This window comes from Arthrobacter sp. LAPM80, assembly GCF_046736435.1.
GTDB lineage: Bacteria > Actinomycetota > Actinomycetes > Actinomycetales > Micrococcaceae > Specibacter.
Genome location: NZ_JBCHVD010000003.1, coordinates 254,274 through 274,623 on the forward strand (window position 1 = coordinate 254,274; position 20,350 = coordinate 274,623).

General features: G+C 62.2%; 15 protein-coding genes. 11 read left to right on the forward strand and 4 right to left on the reverse strand.

The genetic code is table 11. The features are described from left to right. Window positions 1–2 precede the first annotated feature (2 nt). The gene (locus AAGW05_RS05320; RefSeq protein WP_411803436.1) at window positions 3–707 is read left to right on the forward strand and encodes an ABC transporter ATP-binding protein; all 705 of its coding nucleotides are present in this window, start codon (window positions 3–5) and stop codon (window positions 705–707) included. A 91-nt stretch (window positions 708–798) separates the two neighbouring features. Beyond that, entirely contained in the window at window positions 799–1,188 is a 390-nt protein-coding gene (locus AAGW05_RS05325) for an META domain-containing protein (protein WP_411803437.1), read from the forward strand. Window positions 1,189–1,334: 146 nt separating this feature from the next. Here AAGW05_RS05325 and AAGW05_RS05330 read toward each other — a convergent pair whose 3' ends face one another. From AAGW05_RS05330 to AAGW05_RS05345, 4 genes are all read right to left on the reverse strand, one after another. Beyond that, window positions 1,335–2,798 carry a phytoene desaturase family protein gene (locus tag AAGW05_RS05330; protein WP_411803438.1) on the reverse strand — a complete coding sequence of 488 codons (1,464 nt, stop codon included), beginning with the start codon at window positions 2,796–2,798 and terminating at the stop codon, window positions 1,335–1,337. A gap of 1 nt (window position 2,799) precedes the next feature. Further along, window positions 2,800–4,170 (reverse strand): glycosyltransferase 87 family protein, encoded by a 1,371-nt coding sequence (locus AAGW05_RS05335; RefSeq protein ID WP_411803439.1) that lies wholly within the window; start codon window positions 4,168–4,170, stop codon window positions 2,800–2,802. Between the two features lie 133 nt (window positions 4,171–4,303). Further along, window positions 4,304–4,933: a histidine phosphatase family protein gene (locus tag AAGW05_RS05340; protein ID WP_411803440.1), complete on the reverse strand. Its 630-nt coding sequence runs from the start codon at window positions 4,931–4,933 to the stop codon at window positions 4,304–4,306. A 41-nt stretch (window positions 4,934–4,974) separates the two neighbouring features. Next, window positions 4,975–6,438: a CCA tRNA nucleotidyltransferase gene (locus AAGW05_RS05345; RefSeq protein WP_411803441.1), complete on the reverse strand. Its 1,464-nt coding sequence runs from the start codon at window positions 6,436–6,438 to the stop codon at window positions 4,975–4,977. Between the two features lie 130 nt (window positions 6,439–6,568). On the opposite strand from AAGW05_RS05345, the gene AAGW05_RS05350 reads away from it, so the two are divergent. The 9 genes from AAGW05_RS05350 (at window position 6,569) to AAGW05_RS05390 (ending at window position 18,410) form a co-directional block, all read left to right on the forward strand. Beyond that, window positions 6,569–7,108, forward strand: a complete 540-nt coding sequence (locus AAGW05_RS05350) for an NUDIX hydrolase (RefSeq protein WP_411803442.1) — start codon at window positions 6,569–6,571, stop codon at window positions 7,106–7,108. Between the two features lie 81 nt (window positions 7,109–7,189). Beyond that, window positions 7,190–9,088 (forward strand): murein biosynthesis integral membrane protein MurJ, encoded by a 1,899-nt coding sequence (gene murJ / locus AAGW05_RS05355; protein WP_411803443.1) that lies wholly within the window; start codon window positions 7,190–7,192, stop codon window positions 9,086–9,088. Between the two features lie 136 nt (window positions 9,089–9,224). Beyond that, window positions 9,225–10,646 (forward strand): ABC transporter substrate-binding protein, encoded by a 1,422-nt coding sequence (locus AAGW05_RS05360; protein ID WP_411803445.1) that lies wholly within the window; start codon window positions 9,225–9,227, stop codon window positions 10,644–10,646. 126 nt (window positions 10,647–10,772) lie between these two features. Next, entirely contained in the window at window positions 10,773–11,729 is a 957-nt protein-coding gene (gene trxB / locus AAGW05_RS05365) for a thioredoxin-disulfide reductase (protein WP_411803446.1), read from the forward strand. A gap of 16 nt (window positions 11,730–11,745) precedes the next feature. Beyond that, a complete protein-coding gene (gene trxA / locus AAGW05_RS05370; protein ID WP_411803447.1) occupies window positions 11,746–12,072 on the forward strand; it encodes a thioredoxin in 327 nt (108 codons plus the stop codon). Window positions 12,073–12,402: 330 nt separating this feature from the next. Continuing rightward, window positions 12,403–14,685, forward strand: coding sequence for a DUF222 domain-containing protein (locus AAGW05_RS05375; RefSeq protein ID WP_411803448.1), 2,283 nt, complete (start codon window positions 12,403–12,405; stop codon window positions 14,683–14,685). Window positions 14,686–16,046: 1,361 nt separating this feature from the next. After that, window positions 16,047–16,655 (forward strand): hypothetical protein, encoded by a 609-nt coding sequence (locus AAGW05_RS05380; RefSeq protein WP_411803449.1) that lies wholly within the window; start codon window positions 16,047–16,049, stop codon window positions 16,653–16,655. A gap of 195 nt (window positions 16,656–16,850) precedes the next feature. Beyond that, entirely contained in the window at window positions 16,851–16,979 is a 129-nt protein-coding gene (locus AAGW05_RS05385) for a hypothetical protein (protein WP_411803450.1), read from the forward strand. A 1,221-nt stretch (window positions 16,980–18,200) separates the two neighbouring features. Further along, window positions 18,201–18,410 carry an ATP-binding protein gene (locus AAGW05_RS05390; RefSeq protein WP_411803495.1) on the forward strand — a complete coding sequence of 70 codons (210 nt, stop codon included), beginning with the start codon at window positions 18,201–18,203 and terminating at the stop codon, window positions 18,408–18,410. The last annotated feature ends 1,940 nt before the right edge of the window (window positions 18,411–20,350 follow it).

A 20,350-nucleotide genomic window follows, 5' to 3' on the forward strand; every position in this document is an offset into this window, starting at 1 on the left:
CCATGACTGCTTTGAACCTGATCAACGTGACACTGCAATACCCCGACGGCGAAGGCGTCATGACAGCCTTGGATGCCGTGAACCTCGCAGTCCAGCCCGGCCAGTTTGTTTCCCTCATTGGCCCGTCAGGGTCGGGAAAGTCGAGCCTGCTTGCCGTGGCCGCCACCTTGATCAAGCCCACCTCCGGTGTCGTGATGATCGACGGCGTTGATGCCACGGCACTGACTGAAAAGGAACTGGCGGGGCTGCGCCGGGAGAAGGTGGGCATCATCTTCCAGCAGCCAAACCTCCTTGCCTCGTTGACGGCGGCCGAGCAGCTTGTCATCACAGACCATCTGCGAGGCAAAAACCTGAAGGCTGCCGGTGTGCGGGCCAACGAACTCCTTGAACTCGTCGGACTTGCCGACTGCGCCAAGAAGCGTCCTCACCAGCTGTCGGGCGGGCAGCGCCAGCGGGTCAACATCGCCCGCGCCCTCATGGCACAGCCAAAGGTCCTCCTTGTCGATGAGCCAACGGCCGCCCTGGACCACGAGCGCAGCGACTCCATCGTCAGGCTGTTGCGCGAGGTCACCGACGAATTCAACGTGGGGACCGTCATGGTCACGCACGACACCGAGTTTGTCCCGCTCACCGATGCTGTTGCCACCATGCGCGACGGCGTCCTGACCGCTCCCATCCCGGCGTCGGCCGGCGTCGCCTCGCGCTGAGCAGCTGCGCACAAAGGCAGGGAATCTCCGGCCATGCAATACCATAAGGGAAACGCACGTCTAGACCAGCGCGATCGGAGCCATCCCCATCATGAAACGAATTGCAGCCATTGCCGGCGGCCTTCTTCTTGCCTTGACCCTCTCTTCCTGCGGTGCCACAACCGGTCCCGCAGGAACCTGGGGCGACGGATATAACACCGATAAGAAGCCGTACCTGCAGATGGCCCTGGCCGCCGACAACGATCCCGGCTTCCAGGAAGCCGGATTCGTCACAGGCAGCGACGGGTGCAACCGCCTCTCAGGGCAGTGGTACCTGATTAAGGGCGAGCTGACCTTCCAGCAGCTCAGCGGCACGAAGATGCACTGCGAAGGTGTCGACACTTGGGTGTCCAAGGCTGCCAGCGGCGTCATCGACGGCGACGTCATGACCGTCAAGGATGCCACCGGGGCGACGATCGGGACACTGGAACGCCGCAACTAGTTCCACGCCCTCCCAAGCCTCATCCTTCGGCGTGGGGTCCTCGTGCGCGTGGGCCCACCACCCGCTCGCTTTTTAAATTGAGCCGCAGCAAACGGCGAAAATGCACGAATTTTACGTGTTTTCGCCGCTTACTGCGGCTCAGTTGTTTAAGGCCGGTCGCGAGTCAGGCCGAGGTCCGGGGCGGGCAGGCCGAACGTGTTCCGTAGCGCCGACCGTGCGGCATACCAGCCGCCCATTCCGTGCACCGCGGGTCCCGGCGGAGTTGATGCAGAGCCAAGGTACAGCCCAGGCGCCGGCGTCCGCCATGGGTCCTTGGAAATCACGGGACGCTTGAGCAGCTGCATCAAGGTCACGGCCCCGGAGCTGATGTCGCCACCAATGTAATTGGCGTTGTAGTCACCAACTTCCTGTGCCGTCTGCGTCCTGCTGGCCAGGATCAGGTCCCTGAAGCCCGGCGCGTGTCTTTCGACGGCGGCAATGATGCTTTCGGAGCAATCACGGGTCGACCCTGCAGGAACGTGGGTGTAGGCCCACAAGGTGTGCTGCCCTTTGGGTGCCCTGCTTGAATCGACAACTCCGGCCTGGACGGCAAGCACATAGGGGTTTTCGGGATGCCGCCCCGAAAGGACCTGCCCTTCCGCGAAGGCGATGGCCTCGCGAGACCCTCCCAGGTGAAGGGTCGGGGCACTGCGCAGCTCCTGGGCCGTCCACGGCACAGGTCCCGACAGGGCAAAGTCAACCTTGCACACCCCGGCACCGTATCTAAAGGATTCCAACCTGCGTATATACCGCTGTGGTAATTCATTGTGCGCCATGGCGGCCAGTGCCCTCGGGGTGGTGTCGCATATGACGGCCTTCGCCCCCGTAGCGGCCTTGAGTTCGGCAACACTGTCGATGCGTTGGGACAGTTCAATCCGCCCACCATGGGCCATGAGATCATCAGCCAGACTCTGGGCAATGGCCTGCGTTCCACCCCTTGGAACGGGCCAGCCCTGGGCGTGGGCAAGGACTCCAAGCAGCAGCCCGGCCCCCGACGTTGAAAGGGACGGCAGGCGGCCGATTGCATGCGCACTGACACCCGTGAGCATGGCGGGTGCGACGTCATTCCTGAAACCCAGGTTCCAGGCGGGCGTTCCCTGCAGCACTGTGCGCACGCCGTATGCAACGGCCGCGAACGGGTCCCGGGGCAGGCGGAGCAGATTTCCCTGCGTGAAGTCGACGACGCCATCCAGCCGGCGCAGCAGCGGCTCCATGAGCCTGCGCCATGCAGGCCCGTCGGCGCCCAGACCGTCCACCGTCCGGTCAAGGCTGTTGTAGGCAATGCCTGCCCGTCCGCCGTCGAGCGGATGGCCGTAGGAAATTTCCGGCACCAGCAGCTCAATCCTGCGGTCTAGTTCAAAGGCAGTGAAAAACGGGGAGGCGAGGGCCATGGGATGCACGGCGGCGCACACGTCGTGGCGGAAGCCCGGCAGGGTCAGTTCCTTGGTCCGGGTGCCTCCGCCAATGGAATCGGCGGCCTCGAAGAGCTGCACCGACAGGCCAGCCCGGGCCAGGGTGACGGCGGCGGCCAGCCCGTTGGGACCGGATCCGACCACGGCAACATCGGTCATGCTAGCCGTCCACCGGGTCCTTCGCAGGGGCGTCATCGATCAGGGCCGCGACGGGATCAACGGGGCCGCCAAGCAGCACCCCGCCCTGCGGATCGACCACGCCACCGCGGCCCACCACGTCATACTCGGGTTCGTATATGTCTCGGACAACAAGCCCGATCAACGCGCACGTCGCGAGGCCGGCCAGCAGTGAGGCCATCACGAAGTAGGGCGTGTCGATGGCGTGCTGGTTGTTGATGTCGCCGAGCACCTTGCTGCGGAACAACATCAATGCGATGAAGTGCGTGATGATTGCGCCCTGCCATAGCAGGATGGGTCGCCAGCGCGGCATGGCTAGTGCCAGCAGCGGCAGCAGCCACACGGCATGCCACGGTTCCGTGGCCTTGTTCACCACCATGAAACCCGCGACGGCGATGAACATGAGCTGGGCGGTCCTGGGGCGGCCCTGTGAGTACAGTGCGAGCCAGGCCAAGCCGAGGACCAGTACTCCAAGGAACAGGGCGGCAACGGTGTTGGACATGCCCACGTCCATGGTTGGCCAGCCCATGCGGCCGGCAATGTGGTTGTAGCCGCCGTAGATGGAAGATTCCGACGGCTGCGCGTTGATCAGGCCCTTGAGGTAATCGGGGAACGCCGGCGGATTCTTCGCCATCACGGGCGCCACAACGAGCAACCAGGCTACTGCGGCGGCGGCGATCATTTCAAGCATGCTGGTGACGCGACGGGTCCGGACGCCAAGGAGCAGCAAGGCACACAGGATCATGATCGGGTAGGGGGCGGCCAGTGCTGCAACGCCAAAGACCACCCCCGCCCACGGCGACCGACGGCGGGCAAAGAGGTAGATTGCAAGGCTCACCAGGGCCACGGCCCAGAAATCCCAGCTGACGTACGCGGTCAGCATCAGGACGGGGCTCGTGGCCACGATGGCCGCATCCCAGGATCGGCGCCCGGCCGTGCGGGCCACCACGATGACGGTAAAGATCCAGACCGCAGCAATCAGGGCTGCGTTCAGGTCAAAGAACGCGAGGTGGCGAAGCGCGCCGTCGCCCGCCGAAGTTGTCAGCCATGCAGTGACTCCGGCAACCCACCCGGCGATCAGGGGCTGGTCAAACGGGGATCCAGTGCTGAAGAACGGGAACAGGGCGCCAAGCTTGTCCTCAACAAAGGAGTTGGGGAACTCCGACCAGCACACTGTCGAATACTGGTCCGGTGTACTCCAGCCGGCCGTGCGGCAATGGGACTTGGAGATGACGGCGATGAAGGCGGCCGCAGCTGCCATCAGGACCAGGACCCGTTCAACCGTGAAGAATCCGGGGCTGGTGCTTCCCGGTGCCGTCCGTTGTCCCAGCGGGCCGCCCACGGGCTCGGTCATGGACCGCAGCAAAGGGTCGCTGCGGGATGGCACAACTAGGGGGTGCCGGGGTGAAGTCCCCGAAGCCTGTGATTCCTGCATGGTCTCGAGCCTACCGGTTCACCGCCTTCATCCCACCGACGTCACAGCCGCGTTACAAGCCCCATTGCTCGACGGCGGGCGTCTTCTTGTCCCAGCCCAGTGTGCACACCTTCGCCGTGCCCAATATGAAGTGGCGGCCCTGCCCCGCATCCAGCCCGAGCCAGCGCGCGGTCAGGATCCGCAGGAAATGCCCGTGCGCCACCACCAGAACGTTGGCCTGCGCACCGTCAGCACGTTCGACGGCGCGTGCCCGCTTCACGATCTGGTCCGCACGGTCAGCAATGTGCTCCAGCATTTCGCCGTTGGGCACGCCGCTGTCCCAAATCAGGTACCCCGGATTTTCCGCCCGCACCACGGCGCTGTCGATGCCTTCGTAGTCGCCGTAGTCCCATTCGACGGCGTTCGGTTCCACCTCGGCGTCGGGAAAGCCCGCCAGGGTTGCCGTCCTCTGTGCGCGCTGCAGCGGTGAGGTGAGGACAAGGTCAAAGTCGACGCCGGCCAGCGTGGTGCGCGCGGAGCGGGCCTGCTCCTCACCCAGCTCCGTCAACGGCAGATCCGTCAGTCCCGTGTACTGCCCGCTGCGGGACCATTCGGTTTCACCGTGGCGCAGCAGCCACAGCTTGGGGCCGCCCGGTACGGGCGCGGCTGATGTCTGAATATTCTCGGTCTGGCTGTGGCTCATGTTCTTATATTCCAATCAGCGGATGTTTCGACGAAAATCTTTTATCCTTCGGGGCTTTCAGCGGGTTCCGGCTGCGCCTCGGGCTGTTCGGCCCACCACTTGCGTAGTTCGGCTTCGGCCTTCTTTGGTCCCAGTGGCCCGTGTTCCATGCGCAGTTCAAGCAGGAAATTGTAGGCGCGTCCCACCACCTTGCCCGGTTTGATCCCCAGCAGGGACATGATGGCGCCGCCGTCCAGGTCGGGGCGGATGGAGTCAAGTTCTTCCTGCTCGGCCAGGACGGCAATTCGCTGTTCGAGGTCGTCGTAGGCGAACGACAGCCGGTCGGCCTTGCGCTGGTTGCGCGTCGTGACGTCCGATCGGGTCAGCCTGTGCAGGCGTTCAAGCAACGGTCCGGCATCCGTCACGTAACGGCGCACGGCAGAGTCCGTCCAGCCCGCCTCGCCGTATCCGTAAAAGCGCATGTGCAGCTCCACAAGACGGGAGACGGCCTTGATCGAGTCGTTGTCGAAGCGCAGGGCCTTCATGCGCTTCGCCGTCAGCTTCGCTCCGGCGAGGTCGTGGTGTCGGAAGCTTACGCCGCCGCCGGGTTCAAAACGGCGGGTCTTGGGCTTGCCGACGTCGTGCATCAGGGCAGCGAATCGCAACACAAAGTCGGGGCCGGGAACGGGTCCGTCGGGCCCCGTCTCCATTGAGGCCGCCTGTTCGAGCACCTGCAGGGAGTGCTGGTAGACATCCTTGTGGCGGTGGTGCTCGTCGGTTTCGAGCTTCAGGGCGGGAACTTCAGGAAGCACCAGCTCGGCAAGACCGGTTTCCACCAGGATGTCGATGCCGGCCCGGGGGTGCGCGCCGCAGATCAATTTCACGAGCTCTTCACGGACTCGCTCGGCGGAAATGATGCTGATGCGTTCGGCCATCCCCGTCATGGCGGCCAGGACCTCAGGGTGCAGCAAGAAGCCCAGCTGCGATGCGAAACGGGCCGCCCGCATCATGCGCAGGGGGTCATCGGAGAAGGAATCCTCGGCCGCTCCCGGCGTGCGCAGAAGCCCTGCCGCCAGGTCCTCCGCCCCACCAAAGGGGTCCACGAGTTCCATTTCCGGCAGCCGCAGGGCCATGGAGTTGACGCTGAAGTCACGGCGCTGCAGGTCGTCAACGAGCGACCGCCCAAACGCCACCACAGGCTTGCGCGAATCGGGGTCGTACGCCTCGGCCCGGTAGGTGGTGACCTCAATGAGGAGCACCTCCTTGTTGCGGTTGCGCTTGCGGAAGCCGATGGTGCCAAATTCGCGGCCCATTTCCCAGTGCGAATCCGCCCACTTGCCGGCGACAGCAAGGATCTCATCCGGGGTGGCGTTGGTGGTGAAATCCAGGTCGGGGGAAATCCGCCCCAAAAACAGGTCGCGGACTGGTCCGCCGACGAGGGAAAGTTCGAATCCGGCGTCGGCAAAGAGCCGTCCCAGCTCAAGGACAACCGGGTCAAATTTTGAAGTATCGGGCACTAATTCCATGGTTCCTTAAGGATGCCAGACTTTTGCCCCCGCGTACTTTCACGTGTCCGGGCCAACTGCCCGCGACGGCGAGAAAACCACGCCTGTGCCCTGTCATCATCCGTGCACAAAGATAGCTAGAGTGGACTGCATGGTTCACCCCGTGCCGCGCGCGCCCAAGAGGAACCCGTTGCCCTCGGCAATGGGTTCCCAGGTTGCGCCCACGGCACCTAGTGCCCCCAGCCAGCTGCCAACGGTTGAAGAGGTCTCCGCCGGCGGTGTCGTGATTGAGATGTCCGACGGCGTTCCCCGGGTTGCAATCATTGCCCGCATCAACCGCGGTGGCCGGCTTGAGTGGTGCCTTCCCAAGGGCCACCCCGAAGGCGATGAGAACCACGCCGAGGCGGCAGTGCGTGAGATTGAAGAGGAAACCGGGATCGCCGGTGAAGTCCTTGCCACCCTGGGCAGCATCGATTACTGGTTCACCGTCAGCGGGCACCGCGTGCACAAAACAGTCCACCACTTCCTGCTGCGCGCCACAGGAGGCTTTTTGACCATTGAGAACGACCCCGACCACGAAGCAGTTGAGGTGGCATGGGTTCCCCTGGACGAATTGGCAAGAAAGCTCTCCTTCCCCAATGAACGCCGCATCACCGACCTCGCCCGCGAATTGCTGCCGGAGTATTTCTAACCCGGCGCAACAGCCGTGGGGCCGGCCGTGCGGAACCCTGCGCCCAGCGCACTTTGAGCCTGCAGTGAGATGATGGGATCAATGTCTAACGATGAACGGGTCCACATCCCCCCGAAACCCACAGCAGCACCGCATTCGGCCTTCCTGCAGCCAAGCCTCGACACCTCGATGCTCGCAGCCGTGCAGGCTTCCCCGCTGGGTGCCCTGCAGACCACCCCTCCCACGGGTGCGATGCCCATGATCGCAGGGGAAGGCCGGTCGCCGTCGTCGGTTGGCCGCCTGGGTGGCAGGAAGGACACGGCCGGGCCTGGCGCAACCGCCGCGGCCAAGACAGCCGCACCCAGCGCCGCCCGCTCAAGTGCCACCATGGCCATCGGCACCCTGGCCTCGCGCATCCTTGGCTTCGTCAAGGGGATTGTGCTTGGCATCGCGATTGCAGACACGGCCATCGCCAACATTTTTGAGGGCTCCAACAACCTGCCCAACCTGATTTTCCTGATGCTCGCCGGCGGTGTGTTCAATGCCGTGCTGATCCCGCAGATCGCCAAGGCCAGCAGGCAGGCCGACCACGGCACAGACTTCATCTCCCGGCTGTTGACGCTGGGTGTCATGGGACTGCTGGCGCTCACGGCCATTGTCCTGTTGCTCGTGTCCCCCATCATGGGCCTGTCCACATCTTTCGAGGGTGAGAACCTCCTACTGGCCATCACCTTTGGCCTGTTCCTGTTGCCGCAAATCTTCTTCTACGGCCTGTTCTCGCTGCTGGGGCAGGTCCTGAACGCCCACAATTCGTTCAAGGCCTACGCGTGGGCGCCGGTCATCAACAATGTCGTGGCCATCGCCGGCCTCCTGGTGTTCATTTTCGTGGCCGGCAGTTCCAAAAGCACCCCGCATACCGTTGAGAACTGGACCATGGCCCAGACGTGGATGCTGGCGGGAACCGCCACGTTGGGCATTGTGATGCAGTCGGCCGTGCTCGTGATCCCCGTGCACCGCCTGGGTCTGAACCTGCGACCCAAGTTTGGCTGGCGCGGTACCGGGCTAGGCAGTACCGCCAAGGTTGCCGTGTGGACCATGGGCACCATGATCATTGGCAACCTGAGCTTCATCGTCATCCTGCGTGTGGCAACGATTCCCGGCGGTGACGATGCCCCCGGGGCGGCATCCACCATTCCCGGCATCTTTGCGCTCAACCGCGCCACCGAGCTGTACATCATGCCGCACTCCATCATTGCCCTCTCGATTGCCACGGTGATGTTCACGGCCATGGCCAGGGCCGCCGCAAGCAAGGACCTCTCGGCACTGCGCAGCTCACTTGGCGGAGCACTGAGGACCACTGGCATGGCCACCGTCTTTGCCGCCATTGCGCTCCTTGTTCTTTCGGGGCCGTTCGGCATGCTCTTCAGCGGAGGTCACGAAAATGTTGGCCGCCAAATCGCCATCACACTCTCAATTCTTGCCATTGGGGCCCCGTTCTACAGCATCAACTTCATCCTCAACAGGGCGTTTTATGCCCAGGAGAACGCCCGGGCGCCCTTCGTCATCCAGTGCATCATGGTGAGCATCGGAATGGCGTCGGCGTTGTCTGCCTCCCTCCTGCCACAGGAATTCATCATCTATGGCCTCGCAGCGAGCTACACCCTGACAAACGTCCTGGGCCCCGTGGTCAGTCATTTCTTCCTCAAGACGAAACTCGGCGACTACGGCGGCGGCACGATCATGCGCGCGCACATGCGCTTTCTGGCGGCGGCCCTCCTGGCAGGCATTGCCGGGGAGCTTCTGCTGCGGCTGTTTGGCAGTTCCTCCGGTGCAGGCTTCATGTGGTCGTCAATATCGGCGTCAGCGGTCGTCCTTGCCATTGTCGGAACCGCCATGGCTGTGATCTACGTCGTGACCCTCAAGCAGCTGCGTGTTGCTGAAGTGGATGCGCTGCTCAATCCCGTGCTGGCGAAAGTGCGCGGCCGCCTGCCTTTTAAATAAGCGCAATTCAATAAAATGAAGTGCTCCGACATGGGCGCAACCATGGAACTTGCAGTGTTGTCCGATAGAATCAGTCAAAATATGGCTGCGCGTGCATAACTCACGCCAGCCACCGTGCATGTATGAGGAGGATTTGGTGCCACAACCCATTGATGTGGGCTCCATCCTTGGCGGCCGCTACAAGGTGACCGGACGTATCTTGGCCTCCGCCGAGAATGACGTCATTCTGGATGGCTTGGACCAAGTCCTGAACCGACCGGTCAGCATACTTGTTTCAGCCGTCTCGAATTCCGCGAACCTGACACAGAGCGCCCGCGAGGTCGCCATCGGCTCCAGGATCTCCAATGTTTCCATCTTGGATCTCGGTGTGCAGGACGACGCCACCTACCTGATTGCGGCACGGACCTCCCCCACGGACCTTTTGGACCTGGTGATTCCCACCGATCCCGCCGAAGAGGTATACCAGGAGCCGTTCTTTACCGACACGCTCGGCACGGAAATCTTCGGGAAGGCCCGCGACGCCGCGCCTGCCGGGGGCGCCTATGTCTATGAAGACAACTCGCCCATGACGCCAGCAACACCGCTGCCCAAGGTGACCCGCGCTGCCGTGCCGCTGCCCCCCCAGCCGAACACGCCGCCCCACACCGCGCCGCCAACGGCGGCGGTGACGCCGGCACCCAGCCCCGCCGCCGTCGTCGTGCCTCCCGTTGCCACTCCGGCCCCCGCTGAGGAGAAGGTGACGCTATGGGATGACGGGGACTACGGTTTCATCAATGAAGACCACGACTCGTGGCAGGACAACGCCGCGGCTGCCCCCGCCGGCACTTTCCCGGCCCACTTGCGCGGGGAGGATACGGAACACGCCCAGGACGACCTTCTCGAAGAGGACGACGACGGCAACGCCCCCCGCTCCAGCGGACGTTGGCTGACGGGTGCGATCGTGGCCGTCCTGCTCATTGGCGGGCTCATTTTCGCCGTCCAGCACATCGGCGGCCTGTCCAACGGATCAACCAATCAGGCTGGCACCACCACCACCTCCGCACCAACGCCGCAACCCAGCCAGGCGCCGTCGTCAGGTGCCCCTGCCGAACCGAAGCCCGTGCTTCCGGTGATCAAGAACCTCACAGATATCACTACCTACGCCCCCGTTGTCCAGAACTTCAGTGAGGCGTACTACCCGCGTCTCAAGGACGCCATCGACGGTAACAAAGCCACGTATTGGCCAACGGTTGAGTTTTCCAACGCAGACTTTGCCAACCTCACAGAAGGCATCGACCTGGTTGTTGAACTGGCGGATGAATCCACCATCAGCTCCGTTACGATCAACCAGCTGGGCGGTTCCGGCGGACAGTTCAACATCCTGACAAACAGCAAACCAGAGCTCCAGGACGCCACAAAGATCGGCAGCGGCTCCTTCAGCGCTCCTGATTTCACGTTGACGGCTGCTCCCGGTGTCAAGGCCAAGTACGTCATCATTAACTTCACCCAGCTGCCCAAACTCCAGCCGTTCGTCACCTACCCCTATGGCTTGAAAATCAGCGAAATCAGCGTCAAGTAACCCACATCTGTTCCGCCGCGCCATCGCTGCGGAATAACCGTACCCCCGGACGGGTTGTGGATAGCGAAGGTCCCATGGGGCCGCCACTGCGCGGCTCGATCAAAGAAGGAAGAGGAACACCCACCCGTGAGCACGCAAGCCACCCCCGCAAGCGATGTCCGTGATGTCATCATCGTAGGTTCAGGTCCCGCCGGATACACGGCCGCGATCTACACTGCCCGCGCAGATCTCAAGCCGCTCATGATCGCCGGCTCAGTCACCGCCGGCGGTGAGCTGATGAACACCACCGAGGTGGAGAACTTCCCCGGCTTCCCTGAAGGAATCATGGGCCCGGACCTCATGGACAACCTGGGCCAGCAGGCCGAGAAGTTCGGCACCGAGGTCATGTACGACGACGTCACTTCAGTCGAGCTCGAAGGTGCCATTAAGACCGTGACCCTGGCCGACGGCCAGGAGTTCAAGGCACGCACAGTCATTATCTCGACAGGTTCCGCCTACCGCGAGCTGGGTGTCGAGGGTGAGAAGCGCCTTGTGGGCCACGGCGTGAGCTCGTGCGCCACGTGCGACGGCTTCTTCTTCAAGGGCCACGACATCGCCGTGATTGGTGGCGGAGACTCCGCCATGGAAGAGGCAATCTTCCTGACCAAGTTCGCAGAGTCCGTCACCGTGGTGCACCGCCGTGACACACTGCGAGCCTCCAAGATCATGGCCGAGCGCGCGCTGAACCACCCGAAGATCAAGTTCGTGTGGAACTCTGAGGTTGTTGGCATTGACGGCGACGCCAAGGTCAGCGGCATCCGCCTGAACAACCTCGTCACGGGCGAGCCGAGCGAACTTGCTGTCACCGGAGTTTTCGTTGCCATCGGCAACGATCCCCGTGTTGACCTCGTCAAGGGCGCCCTTGAGCTGACCGCTGCAGGAACCATCGCCGTCGAAGGTCGCTCCTCAAAGACGAACCTGCCAGGCGTCTTCGCCGCGGGCGACGTCGTCGACCCCACCTACCGCCAAGCCATCACAGCTGCCGGTTCGGGATGTGTTGCCGCACTGGATGTGGAGCACTTCCTGGCCGATCAGCATTCCTAAGAGAAAGTAGTTCGCCATGAGCAATGCAACAAGCGCAACAGATGCAACGTTTGCCGACACGGTCCTTAATTCAGAAAAGCCCGTCATCGTGGACTTCTGGGCCGAATGGTGTGGCCCCTGCCGGAAGCTGGGACCGATCCTGGACGAGATGTCCGTGGAGTACTCGGACAAGGTCACCGTGGTGAAGGTGGACGTGGACGCAAACCCGGCCATCTCAGCCAAATACGGCATCACCTCGATTCCTGCCGTATATCTGTTTGAGGGCGGCGAAGTTACGGGAACAGTAATCGGCGCACGCCCGAAGCAGTACTTTGAAAAAGAATTTGCCAGTGTTCTGAAGTAGGACCCGCAAAGACATAATTCGGTGCGAAAGCACCTAATGGGTATGGGCCGGACATAGTTCGGTCCATACCCATTTAAGTGCCATTTTTGACTTCTCCCAGATCGATCCTAAGCGTCCCAAAAAGATTTCCGGAATTCTCGAGATCGGGCTCTTGGGGTCGTACTTTCGACGCTTCAGCGTTTTCGGGCGCTCCCAAGTAGGTTTCACGTGAAACCTTGTCCGCCTATCGCGTGGAGCGGTGGGTGCGGCCTTTATGCATATCTTGAACATACCGACTAGTAACCAGTTAGTTCTATTGATTCTCTAGTATCAGGCGACTATACTAGTGGTATGGGCAGTTCAGTGAATTTCCCGACGGGTCGGGATCCTTCCCCCGCCACCTCCGGTGTGGCGGCACTGGTGGCCGGTCTTGTTCTTCCCTCCATTGAACCCCTTGCCACTGACATTGCGTGCCTGGCGGATTTGCCGCGCCTGCCCGATCCCGCCGCCAGGTTCCAGACCCGCCCCACCGGCCCATCCGGTTCCGACCCTGATGCTGATGCTGTTTTTGTGCCTGAGTGTCAGTTGGATGGTGCCCGGCTTTTGATGGATCAGTGCGCTGCGGACATTGCGGCCTTGAACCGGTTGCAGAATCGGTGTGCCGGGGTTGCTGCGCGCTTGTTGGAACGTTTTGAATCCGCTGCCGCCTTCGAAGGGACGGTGTTGGGGTTGGATGTGTGGGCGCGGGAGGCCCACCTGGACGGGTCTAGGGCCGAGATCGCCTCCCTGCTGCACCTGCCCGAGGGCGTGAACTACCAGTTGATGGCCCACGCGAAGACCCTGGTCCGGGACCTGCCAGCCACCATGGCCGTCCTGGAGGCGGGCGGGCTGGGGTGGGAGCATGCGGTGATCATCGCGCAAGAAACCGCCCTGCTGCGCCAGGGCGGCATCGCCGGGGACACGATTGAGAGGTTCGAGGCGGCCTTGTTGGGCAAGGCTGAAGGGTCCAGCCTGCCCAGCTTCAAGGAAAAAGCCCGCCGCCTGCGTGAACGCTCGTACCCGGAAACGATCCCAGCCAAAACCCGCCAAGCCTATACGCACCGGAACTTACGGATCAGCCGCGCCGTGGATGGCATGTCACTGCTGAGCCTGTGGGCCCCGGCCCCCAGTATCGAGGGAATCTGGGACCAATGCACCCGCACCGCCCAAGCAGCCCAAGGCCCCCACGAAACCCGCACCCTGACCCAACTCCGCGCCGACGTCGCCACCGCCTTGCTGCTGAATCAAACCATGGACGAAAACCACATCCACACCCCACCACCCACACCCACACCGGTCCAGGCACCGGCACGGGCTTCGGCTCCGGCACAGGCTCCGGCACAGGCGCAGGCTCCGGTCCAGGCTCCGGCTGGAGGGCAGGACGGTGGGCCGTGGTTTGCTCCGGTGGAGCCGGAGGGGTGTGCCGGTGGCGGGTTCCCGGACCCGTTCCACGGCGGCTACAACCCGCCAGCCTCAGGGGTTCCACACTTTGATGACCCAGACTACGAAGACCCCGGATTCACGGACCCCGACGTCCTCGACTGGAACACGTGGCGGCCCCTGGCCACACAACCCACCCTCACCCCAGCCCCACCCAGAACCCCAGCCCCAGCACCAGCACCGGCCAGGGCAGGGACACCACCTGACCAGCCAGCCAACCACGACCACCCCGATGGGCCCGAGGGGGACCACCCCGATGGGCCCGAGGGGACTGCTGCGCCACCCTTCACCTCGGCTGGATCCCCCATAGCTTCAGCTACAGCAGCCTCAGGTGCCTCACCTGAGCCGGTGGTGTGGCCGCCGATGCCGAAGGTCCTGCCGATCATCCTTATCCCGGCCCTGTCGTTGTTGGGGTGCACGAATGAGCCGGCGTGGATGGAGGGCGTGGGGCCCTTGAGCATGGACGTCGCCGAACACCTCCTCGCGCAATCCTCCAGTTTCTACCGGGTGTTGGTGGATCCCATCAGCAACGAGCCCCTGGACAGTGCCCCGCAACGCTACCGGGTCACCACCGCGATGCGGACCATGCTGGCGATCAGGGATGAATACTGCCAGTTCCCGGGCTGCCTGGCCAAGGCCGCCACCTGCGACATCGACCACCTTTACGCCTACGAACACGGCGGCACCACCACCTATAAGAATCTCGAGCACCTGTGCCACCGCCACCATGCCCGGTTCAAGCACTTCAAGGACGATAGGACCCGCACCGGTGCGTACCGCACCGACCAGTCCCCGGACCGGGCCGCCATCACACTGCGCGGCTGGACCCCGACCATGACAGAAACAGGGGTCGCCTGGACCTCACCAGCAGGCTACTACTACCCGCCAGATTCCGGGGACGGGCAACCACCGCTCTACCCCGCATTCCTGAAAAACCTCATCAACACCACCCTCGAAGACCTCCAAACCAGCGGCAACTGGCATGATGACGCCTACTACACCCAAGCCGCAGCCACCATCGATCAGGAACAAGACTGGGACCCCGAAAACCTCCCCCAAGAACCCGCCTGGGCCATCCCCAACGCCGAAGACAACACCATCCTGACCCAACAAGCCATCGCAGACTTCCACACCAACCACCCCGACGCAACCTGACACCACCAACACCACGATGGCATTCAAGGCACCCGTGCCTTACACGCATAAAGCCCTCGAACTAGGCAACTGGTATCCCCCGTCGCTGTTTCACGTGGAACATCCGATGGCCATTTGACTTACGTTTCACGTGAAACTAACAATTGCAATGAACTAAAAGTTGAGCCGCAGTCCGGAAGGGACCGGTCCCATGGAATCGACCATCTGGGTCTCACCTCAAGTACTGACCCGCTGGCCTTACTGGGTTCTGGGTGAAGTCCGATCCTCATAGCGCCTTGGCGACGGCGGATCACTGTCTACTACGATGCCTTCATCGTTGTCCATTCCCAAAGCCTGAGACCTAATTGGTCGGCTGGCATGGGCGATTGCGTCAGAGCTTCGCAGAGGACAAACTAGATTAGGCCCTGTCGTGAAGCTTCGATATCTTTACAGCAATTAAGTGCCTGATCCGGCAGCACGGCCTTCTTGGCTCCTCAAGCAAGTTCTAGTCGAATTGTGGTAGGTGGGAGCAGATCCTGTGGACGATGATTCTCCCGCCAAGGACTTTGACCCGTAGGTTGAGAAATTCGGTCCCCTCGTCTCGAGGGATTCCACCTATCGAGGTGACCACTAGGTGACAGTTTCTGTCGTGCCATCCAGTGGCGAGGAAGAACTGTGAATTCATCGGGCAGCGGCACACAGATCGCGTACGTGCCAACGACGCGGTCTCTGCAGTACGCCAAGATATCGATGGTGAAGAGCCCTGGTTGTCGGCCAATGACAGGTACCGAATTTGAACTCAGATGAATCGCAATGCAGTCCTTCCTCACGTATTTGCTCATCACCCGTATGCCAAGATGCGTCGCCGACCTTACTGGCCTCCAGATGGTTCATCACGGCTTCAATCATTGCTGCCGTCTGGCCTGCTCGGCCGGAGCGTCGTACCCCCGTTTTCCGCAGGACAATCCAGTGGCAGTCGAACCACCACGTTGTCCACGTTTACCCACGAAGCCTCAACCGCATGATTCCCGCACCGAGGATCTGCAGAGACGACATCTGCCCCTGGAGTTGGGGCGTGCGTGACGTTTGTGCTGTGCCAGCCGAGCGCGCCACCAAGCCGTTTCTGATCTCGCACTAAACACTCTTTGACTCCGGTTCGCGAACCGCCGAGTACCTATTTCGTAATTCCATACACGCGGACATGCTCATTGTTCGACTTCTCCTCTGGTCCCCACGCGCACGCACGGGTATGCGTCGGCAGTTTCTGGAACCCTCTGCCCATTGGACACGCGCCCCGGTGTGCATCAGTCCGGCCGATGACCAATATGGTGTCGAGGCCAACTGAAAATAGAGCCATCGTCGCCACGCGATAACGAGGCCACTTGACATCATTGAAGGTGATCAATGTGGATGATTGGGTAACTATCCCCCACCGCTATGTGAACGAGAAGATCTCCAAGCGGCAGTTGGCGAAATTGCCGGGCGGCTACCGTGGGAGCGCTGATCGGGCGTTGGCCGCGGAGACTGTGCCCAGGTACGAGCGCATGCCGGCGACGGTGTTGGCTGAGCGGGTGGTCTGGTCCGGAACGGCGTCGTTGTTGCGGGTTATGGTCGCTGCGGTCAGGCCCGAGTATGCGCCGTCGGATCCTGCGGACCGGCTCGTGCATGACCAGGGCAAAGCCGTGCGGTGCGGTCTATGGTTCCCGCACCAGCCGCTGCCTTTGGGGTACGGGCAGGAAGGTAAGCCGCCGCTGCTGGTGATTACCCGAGCGTATTCCGGGTTCGTGCAGGCCCGCATGATTCCCTCCAGCACCACTGAGGACCTGCTCGGTGGGATGTTGAAGCCGATCCAGGATGCCGGGGCGGTCCCGGCCGGGCTGGTTGCGACATCCGAGGCTGGCATCGGCCGCGGGAAACTGACAGACGCTGCCAGCGCGTTCGCCGGGGTGTTGGGCACCGAGATCAAACTCCTGCCGCCACGGGATGCTTAATCCAAGGGCATGTTGGAACGCATGAACGGGTTCTTCCGGCCCGGGTTCATGCCGGAATAGGACTTAATCGACCCGCATAACTTTAACGATCAGCGCGACGCGTGGCTGCCGCGCGCCAATGCCCGTTACACACGTTCTCGCCACGGCGCTCCGGTAGATCTGGTCGCCGCGGACCGGGCTGGCAGGGGCCAAGCAATGAACCCCACCACGAAACCTGCCGTCAATACAGGAAAAGACATCGAGTACTACGCCCGCGCCCTGCGTGCCCCGCGGATCGGTGATCGGTACCGCATCCGTCCGATAACACCCGCAACGCCGGGTTGAGGCACGAGGAATACCTCTCCATCATGCTCCCCCGGGAGGTCACTGAACGTGAAGCATCCGGCGCTGGGTGGCGGATCAAGGCCGCGAAGATACCAGGCCGTAAAGGCCTGGAGGAGTTCACCTTCGACCACCAACCCGCCGCTGACCGATCCCTGATCAGCCACCAGGGCACAGGGGTGTTCCTGGAAGAAGCAAAAACATGGTCCTGCTCGGCCCGCACCGCACCGCCAAAACCCACCTCTCCGTCGGCATCTCCATCCCGGCTGGCCACGCCGCGCACCGGGTCCTTTTCGCCTCCGCGACCGGAGGGGGTGCCCTCTGTTACGCGTCGCGTTGTTTGGGGCGCATTGGTCGTTGTGGGTGACGATGTAGCTGCTGTGGTTTGTGCATCGTTGGCAGCGGACCAGATCCGCTATTCCCGCCGACGTCCGAAATCTCTGAGCAACCAAATTGGCGGCACGGTTTTGCTCGGTCCGCCCGTGGTGGAGTGATTCCTTCGTTCCGGGGCTTCGCTGTTCTCCACGAAGTGGCCCCTTCCCCGCCGGAGCGTGGCAGGCAAGAGCCATTGACATGAGCTTTTGGTGTAGGAAGAGGAGCGGGCGCGATGATGGTCGTGGGCAGCCCCCAGCAAGCCGAGACGGCCTTGCTGACGGGCGACATACCCTGCCCTCATAGCTCGACGCCGCTGCGAGCCCGGTGTGCCGACTGAGGACGCACACAAGTCCTGTTGCCGGCCCCGTTGGCCCTACGCCGGGCCGACACTGTGGAGGTTATTGGGACCGCGCTGGCGGCCAAGGCTGCCGGCAGCGGCCGAGCCTTCTCGGGTGGAGCCTGAATATCTTGGCAGGCGCCGCTCTGGCTTACAACCACCGGGCAAGTGTCGAGCTGCCACCTTGGACCATGATCCGGTATTTCACACGAGGTAACCGACTCAGCCCACCCCTGCGCACCTAAAAAAAGACGAGACTGTGCTTTGGCATGCCCTGAAACACCCGTCACCATGACGAGCAGACCATCGATCCCATCCTCATTCAAGGCGACGCCGCCGTCGTCAAACAACACGCTCGAAAGCACCCGCCTGGCCGAAACCCACAACCGTGGGCAACTCGGGGCCGAACCCGCCAAACTTCGCCGTTACAAGCTCCGTGTCATTGACCTATGCGGATGTCCGCATAGATTGATGAAGTCGGTTACACACCATACGACCAAGACTCCGCGAACCTGTTCTTCCAGCTCGTCGCCTCCCGCTATGAACGCGCCTCACTGATCCTGACTAGCAACCTCGCGGCCAGCCACTGGGCCGACGTCTTCGGCGACGCCCACGATCTATCGAATCTTCCACCACGCCGAGGTCATCAACCTCTCACGCAACATCTACCGCCTCCGAGGCCGGATCAAACCACACACCGTGGTCCAATTTTAAGGAAGTAGCAAGACAGCCTGGTGATTCGATGGGGCCGTCGAGCAGGGCTGTCTGGCGAGGACGCTCCGCAATATACGGGGAGGACCTAGAATTCATCCTTAACTTGCTTTTGGCAGGACCTGCGGCATCTACTGGAGGGAAGCCCACGAGGCCGGAGACTGTGTTGGCCGATCCGGTTAGTCTAGGTTGCCTGATTGCCTCGGCCGCCTTGAGTCGGTTGAAGATTGTGCCGGTGGGCGGACTGCCATACGAACCACTGGGGCTGTGCAGTGCGGTTTGTGGTTCCGACAACGAGCCGTGCCGCTGCGGCGCGCAAGCAGGCCCGAGCTGTTGGGGAGAGCTCCGCTGCACTTCTGGTGCGTGCAGGCAGGAATGTTCCCTCCCCACCCGGTGAACCTCCCAGACCGATATGGGCATTGATCCCCTAGTCTGCGGCTGATTGGTCTCAGTCAGGTTGCCCAGACGGCTTCTGGCACAATGGCACCGGTCTTGGCTGCAAGTAGTCACGGGAGGCGCCGGCCGTGTCTCCTGGATTCGGGTATCGGGTTCGGTGGCTGATACCCCAGGATCCTGGATCGAGTTCCTAGCGGGTAGACGAATCTACTCGTGCATCCTGTTGACAAATGCTGTGCTCTACTTCGACCCGCCCGACGGTAATGTACAGACCTATGATCTGCCTGGCGGGTGTAAGCTCCCTCTTTGCATACTCCTGCCCCACCGTCCCACCGTATTGGGTTCGTGCAGTTCGGACTGCGAAACGTCTGCTCGGCCCGGAGTGAGTGCGCGGATCTGAAGGGTGTCCATGATGGTCCCCCGGCTGCCAAAACGGAGGGGCACCGGATATCCTCTGGCTCCCCCTCTCTTGCAGCCCACGCCTCTCCGAGCCCACGAACGTCTCGGACATCATCGTCTCGAATGGATGTTGACAGGAGCGCCGGGCTGGTGGACAGACTGGTGCCGATCCGCCGTCTACGACTTTCTCATATTCGAACCTGCCAGGGCAGTGAACTGATGCTGTCAGAACTGTCCCCTTAGGCTGCCATTTCTCTGGCGACTCCGATGGTTTGAGACGAGCACATCCGGCCCACCAGAAGTTGGTATGGACCTTCACACCCTATAGAACTGCATCGGCGCAACACAGTCCCGAGTCAGCGCTGGGAACGGCCCGATCTGCCGGGCAGTCCTGCATGACCGTCGTGGGCGACAGAGACACCCATGTCATTGATCCAGATACACACGCCAAAACCCACACATGCGCCCTGCGAGTTTCGACGGATGGAAAGCTCGCCAGCTGCGCAAATTTTCGGCCGGCCAGAGGAGCAATGCGCGGACCGGCGTATGGCTGGGCCTGGGGCACGCCGAGGCGCCGGATTGTGAGTTTGCGATGTGCGGCCAGACGCAAGGAGTCCCGGCTGTCCGGCGAGAGTCCGATGCCATAGATAAGTTGTGCACGTCTCGGAGTCGCCTCGATACCGGGGTAGCGTCCATGTTCCACCCTGGCGCCAACGTCGTTGTCCGGAAGGCTCTGGCGATCCCGTAGTACGCCCAAACATTCAGGTATGAGAACAGTCGTCTGAACGCCTGACTTGATGGATTTGGCAGGACTGGAACCGCTGGCTTTACCAGAAGCGATTGCCGTCTCCTCCCACCATGGGAGGATTTGCCCTGTCTGAGTCATCACCGACGTCAACGGTACCAATCGTCCTCGGGCAACACTGGCTTCAACTGCTGCGGCGAGGGATACGTACCGATGCACTGCCACGGACCCTTAGACATCAATACATCCATTGCCCGACAGCAAGTCAGGTGTACACGCCCAAGCGACCAGGGTCGCTTGAGAGACCACCTGGCGTTCGACCCATGCCTAGTATTCGGTCGCGTTTCGGAACACGGACGGGTAGTCGATGACGGAGATTCCCAGTATCGGCCCCGTTGATAGCTTGGTTAA

Bases quoted from the DNA above. Each gene is read 5' to 3' on its own strand.
- AAGW05_RS05325 (WP_411803437.1), top strand. From the start codon at position 799: ATGAAACGAATTGCAGCCATTGCCGGCGGCCTTCTTCTTGCCTTGACC.
- AAGW05_RS05340 (WP_411803440.1), bottom strand. From the start codon at position 4,933: ATGAGCCACAGCCAGACCGAGAATATTCAGACATCAGCCGCGCCCGTA.
- AAGW05_RS05350 (WP_411803442.1), top strand. From the start codon at position 6,569: ATGGTTCACCCCGTGCCGCGCGCGCCCAAGAGGAACCCGTTGCCCTCG.
- AAGW05_RS05385 (WP_411803450.1), top strand. From the start codon at position 16,851: ATGAACCCCACCACGAAACCTGCCGTCAATACAGGAAAAGACATCGAG.
- AAGW05_RS05335 (WP_411803439.1), bottom strand. From the start codon at position 4,170: ATGACCGAGCCCGTGGGCGGCCCGCTGGGACAACGGACGGCACCGGGA.
- AAGW05_RS05375 (WP_411803448.1), top strand. From the start codon at position 12,403: ATGGGCAGTTCAGTGAATTTCCCGACGGGTCGGGATCCTTCCCCCGCC.
- AAGW05_RS05345 (WP_411803441.1), bottom strand. From the start codon at position 6,438: ATGGAATTAGTGCCCGATACTTCAAAATTTGACCCGGTTGTCCTTGAG.
- AAGW05_RS05330 (WP_411803438.1), bottom strand. From the start codon at position 2,798: ATGACCGATGTTGCCGTGGTCGGATCCGGTCCCAACGGGCTGGCCGCC.
- AAGW05_RS05320 (WP_411803436.1), top strand. From the start codon at position 3: ATGACTGCTTTGAACCTGATCAACGTGACACTGCAATACCCCGACGGC.
- trxA (WP_411803447.1), top strand. From the start codon at position 11,746: ATGAGCAATGCAACAAGCGCAACAGATGCAACGTTTGCCGACACGGTC.
- murJ (WP_411803443.1), top strand. From the start codon at position 7,190: ATGTCTAACGATGAACGGGTCCACATCCCCCCGAAACCCACAGCAGCA.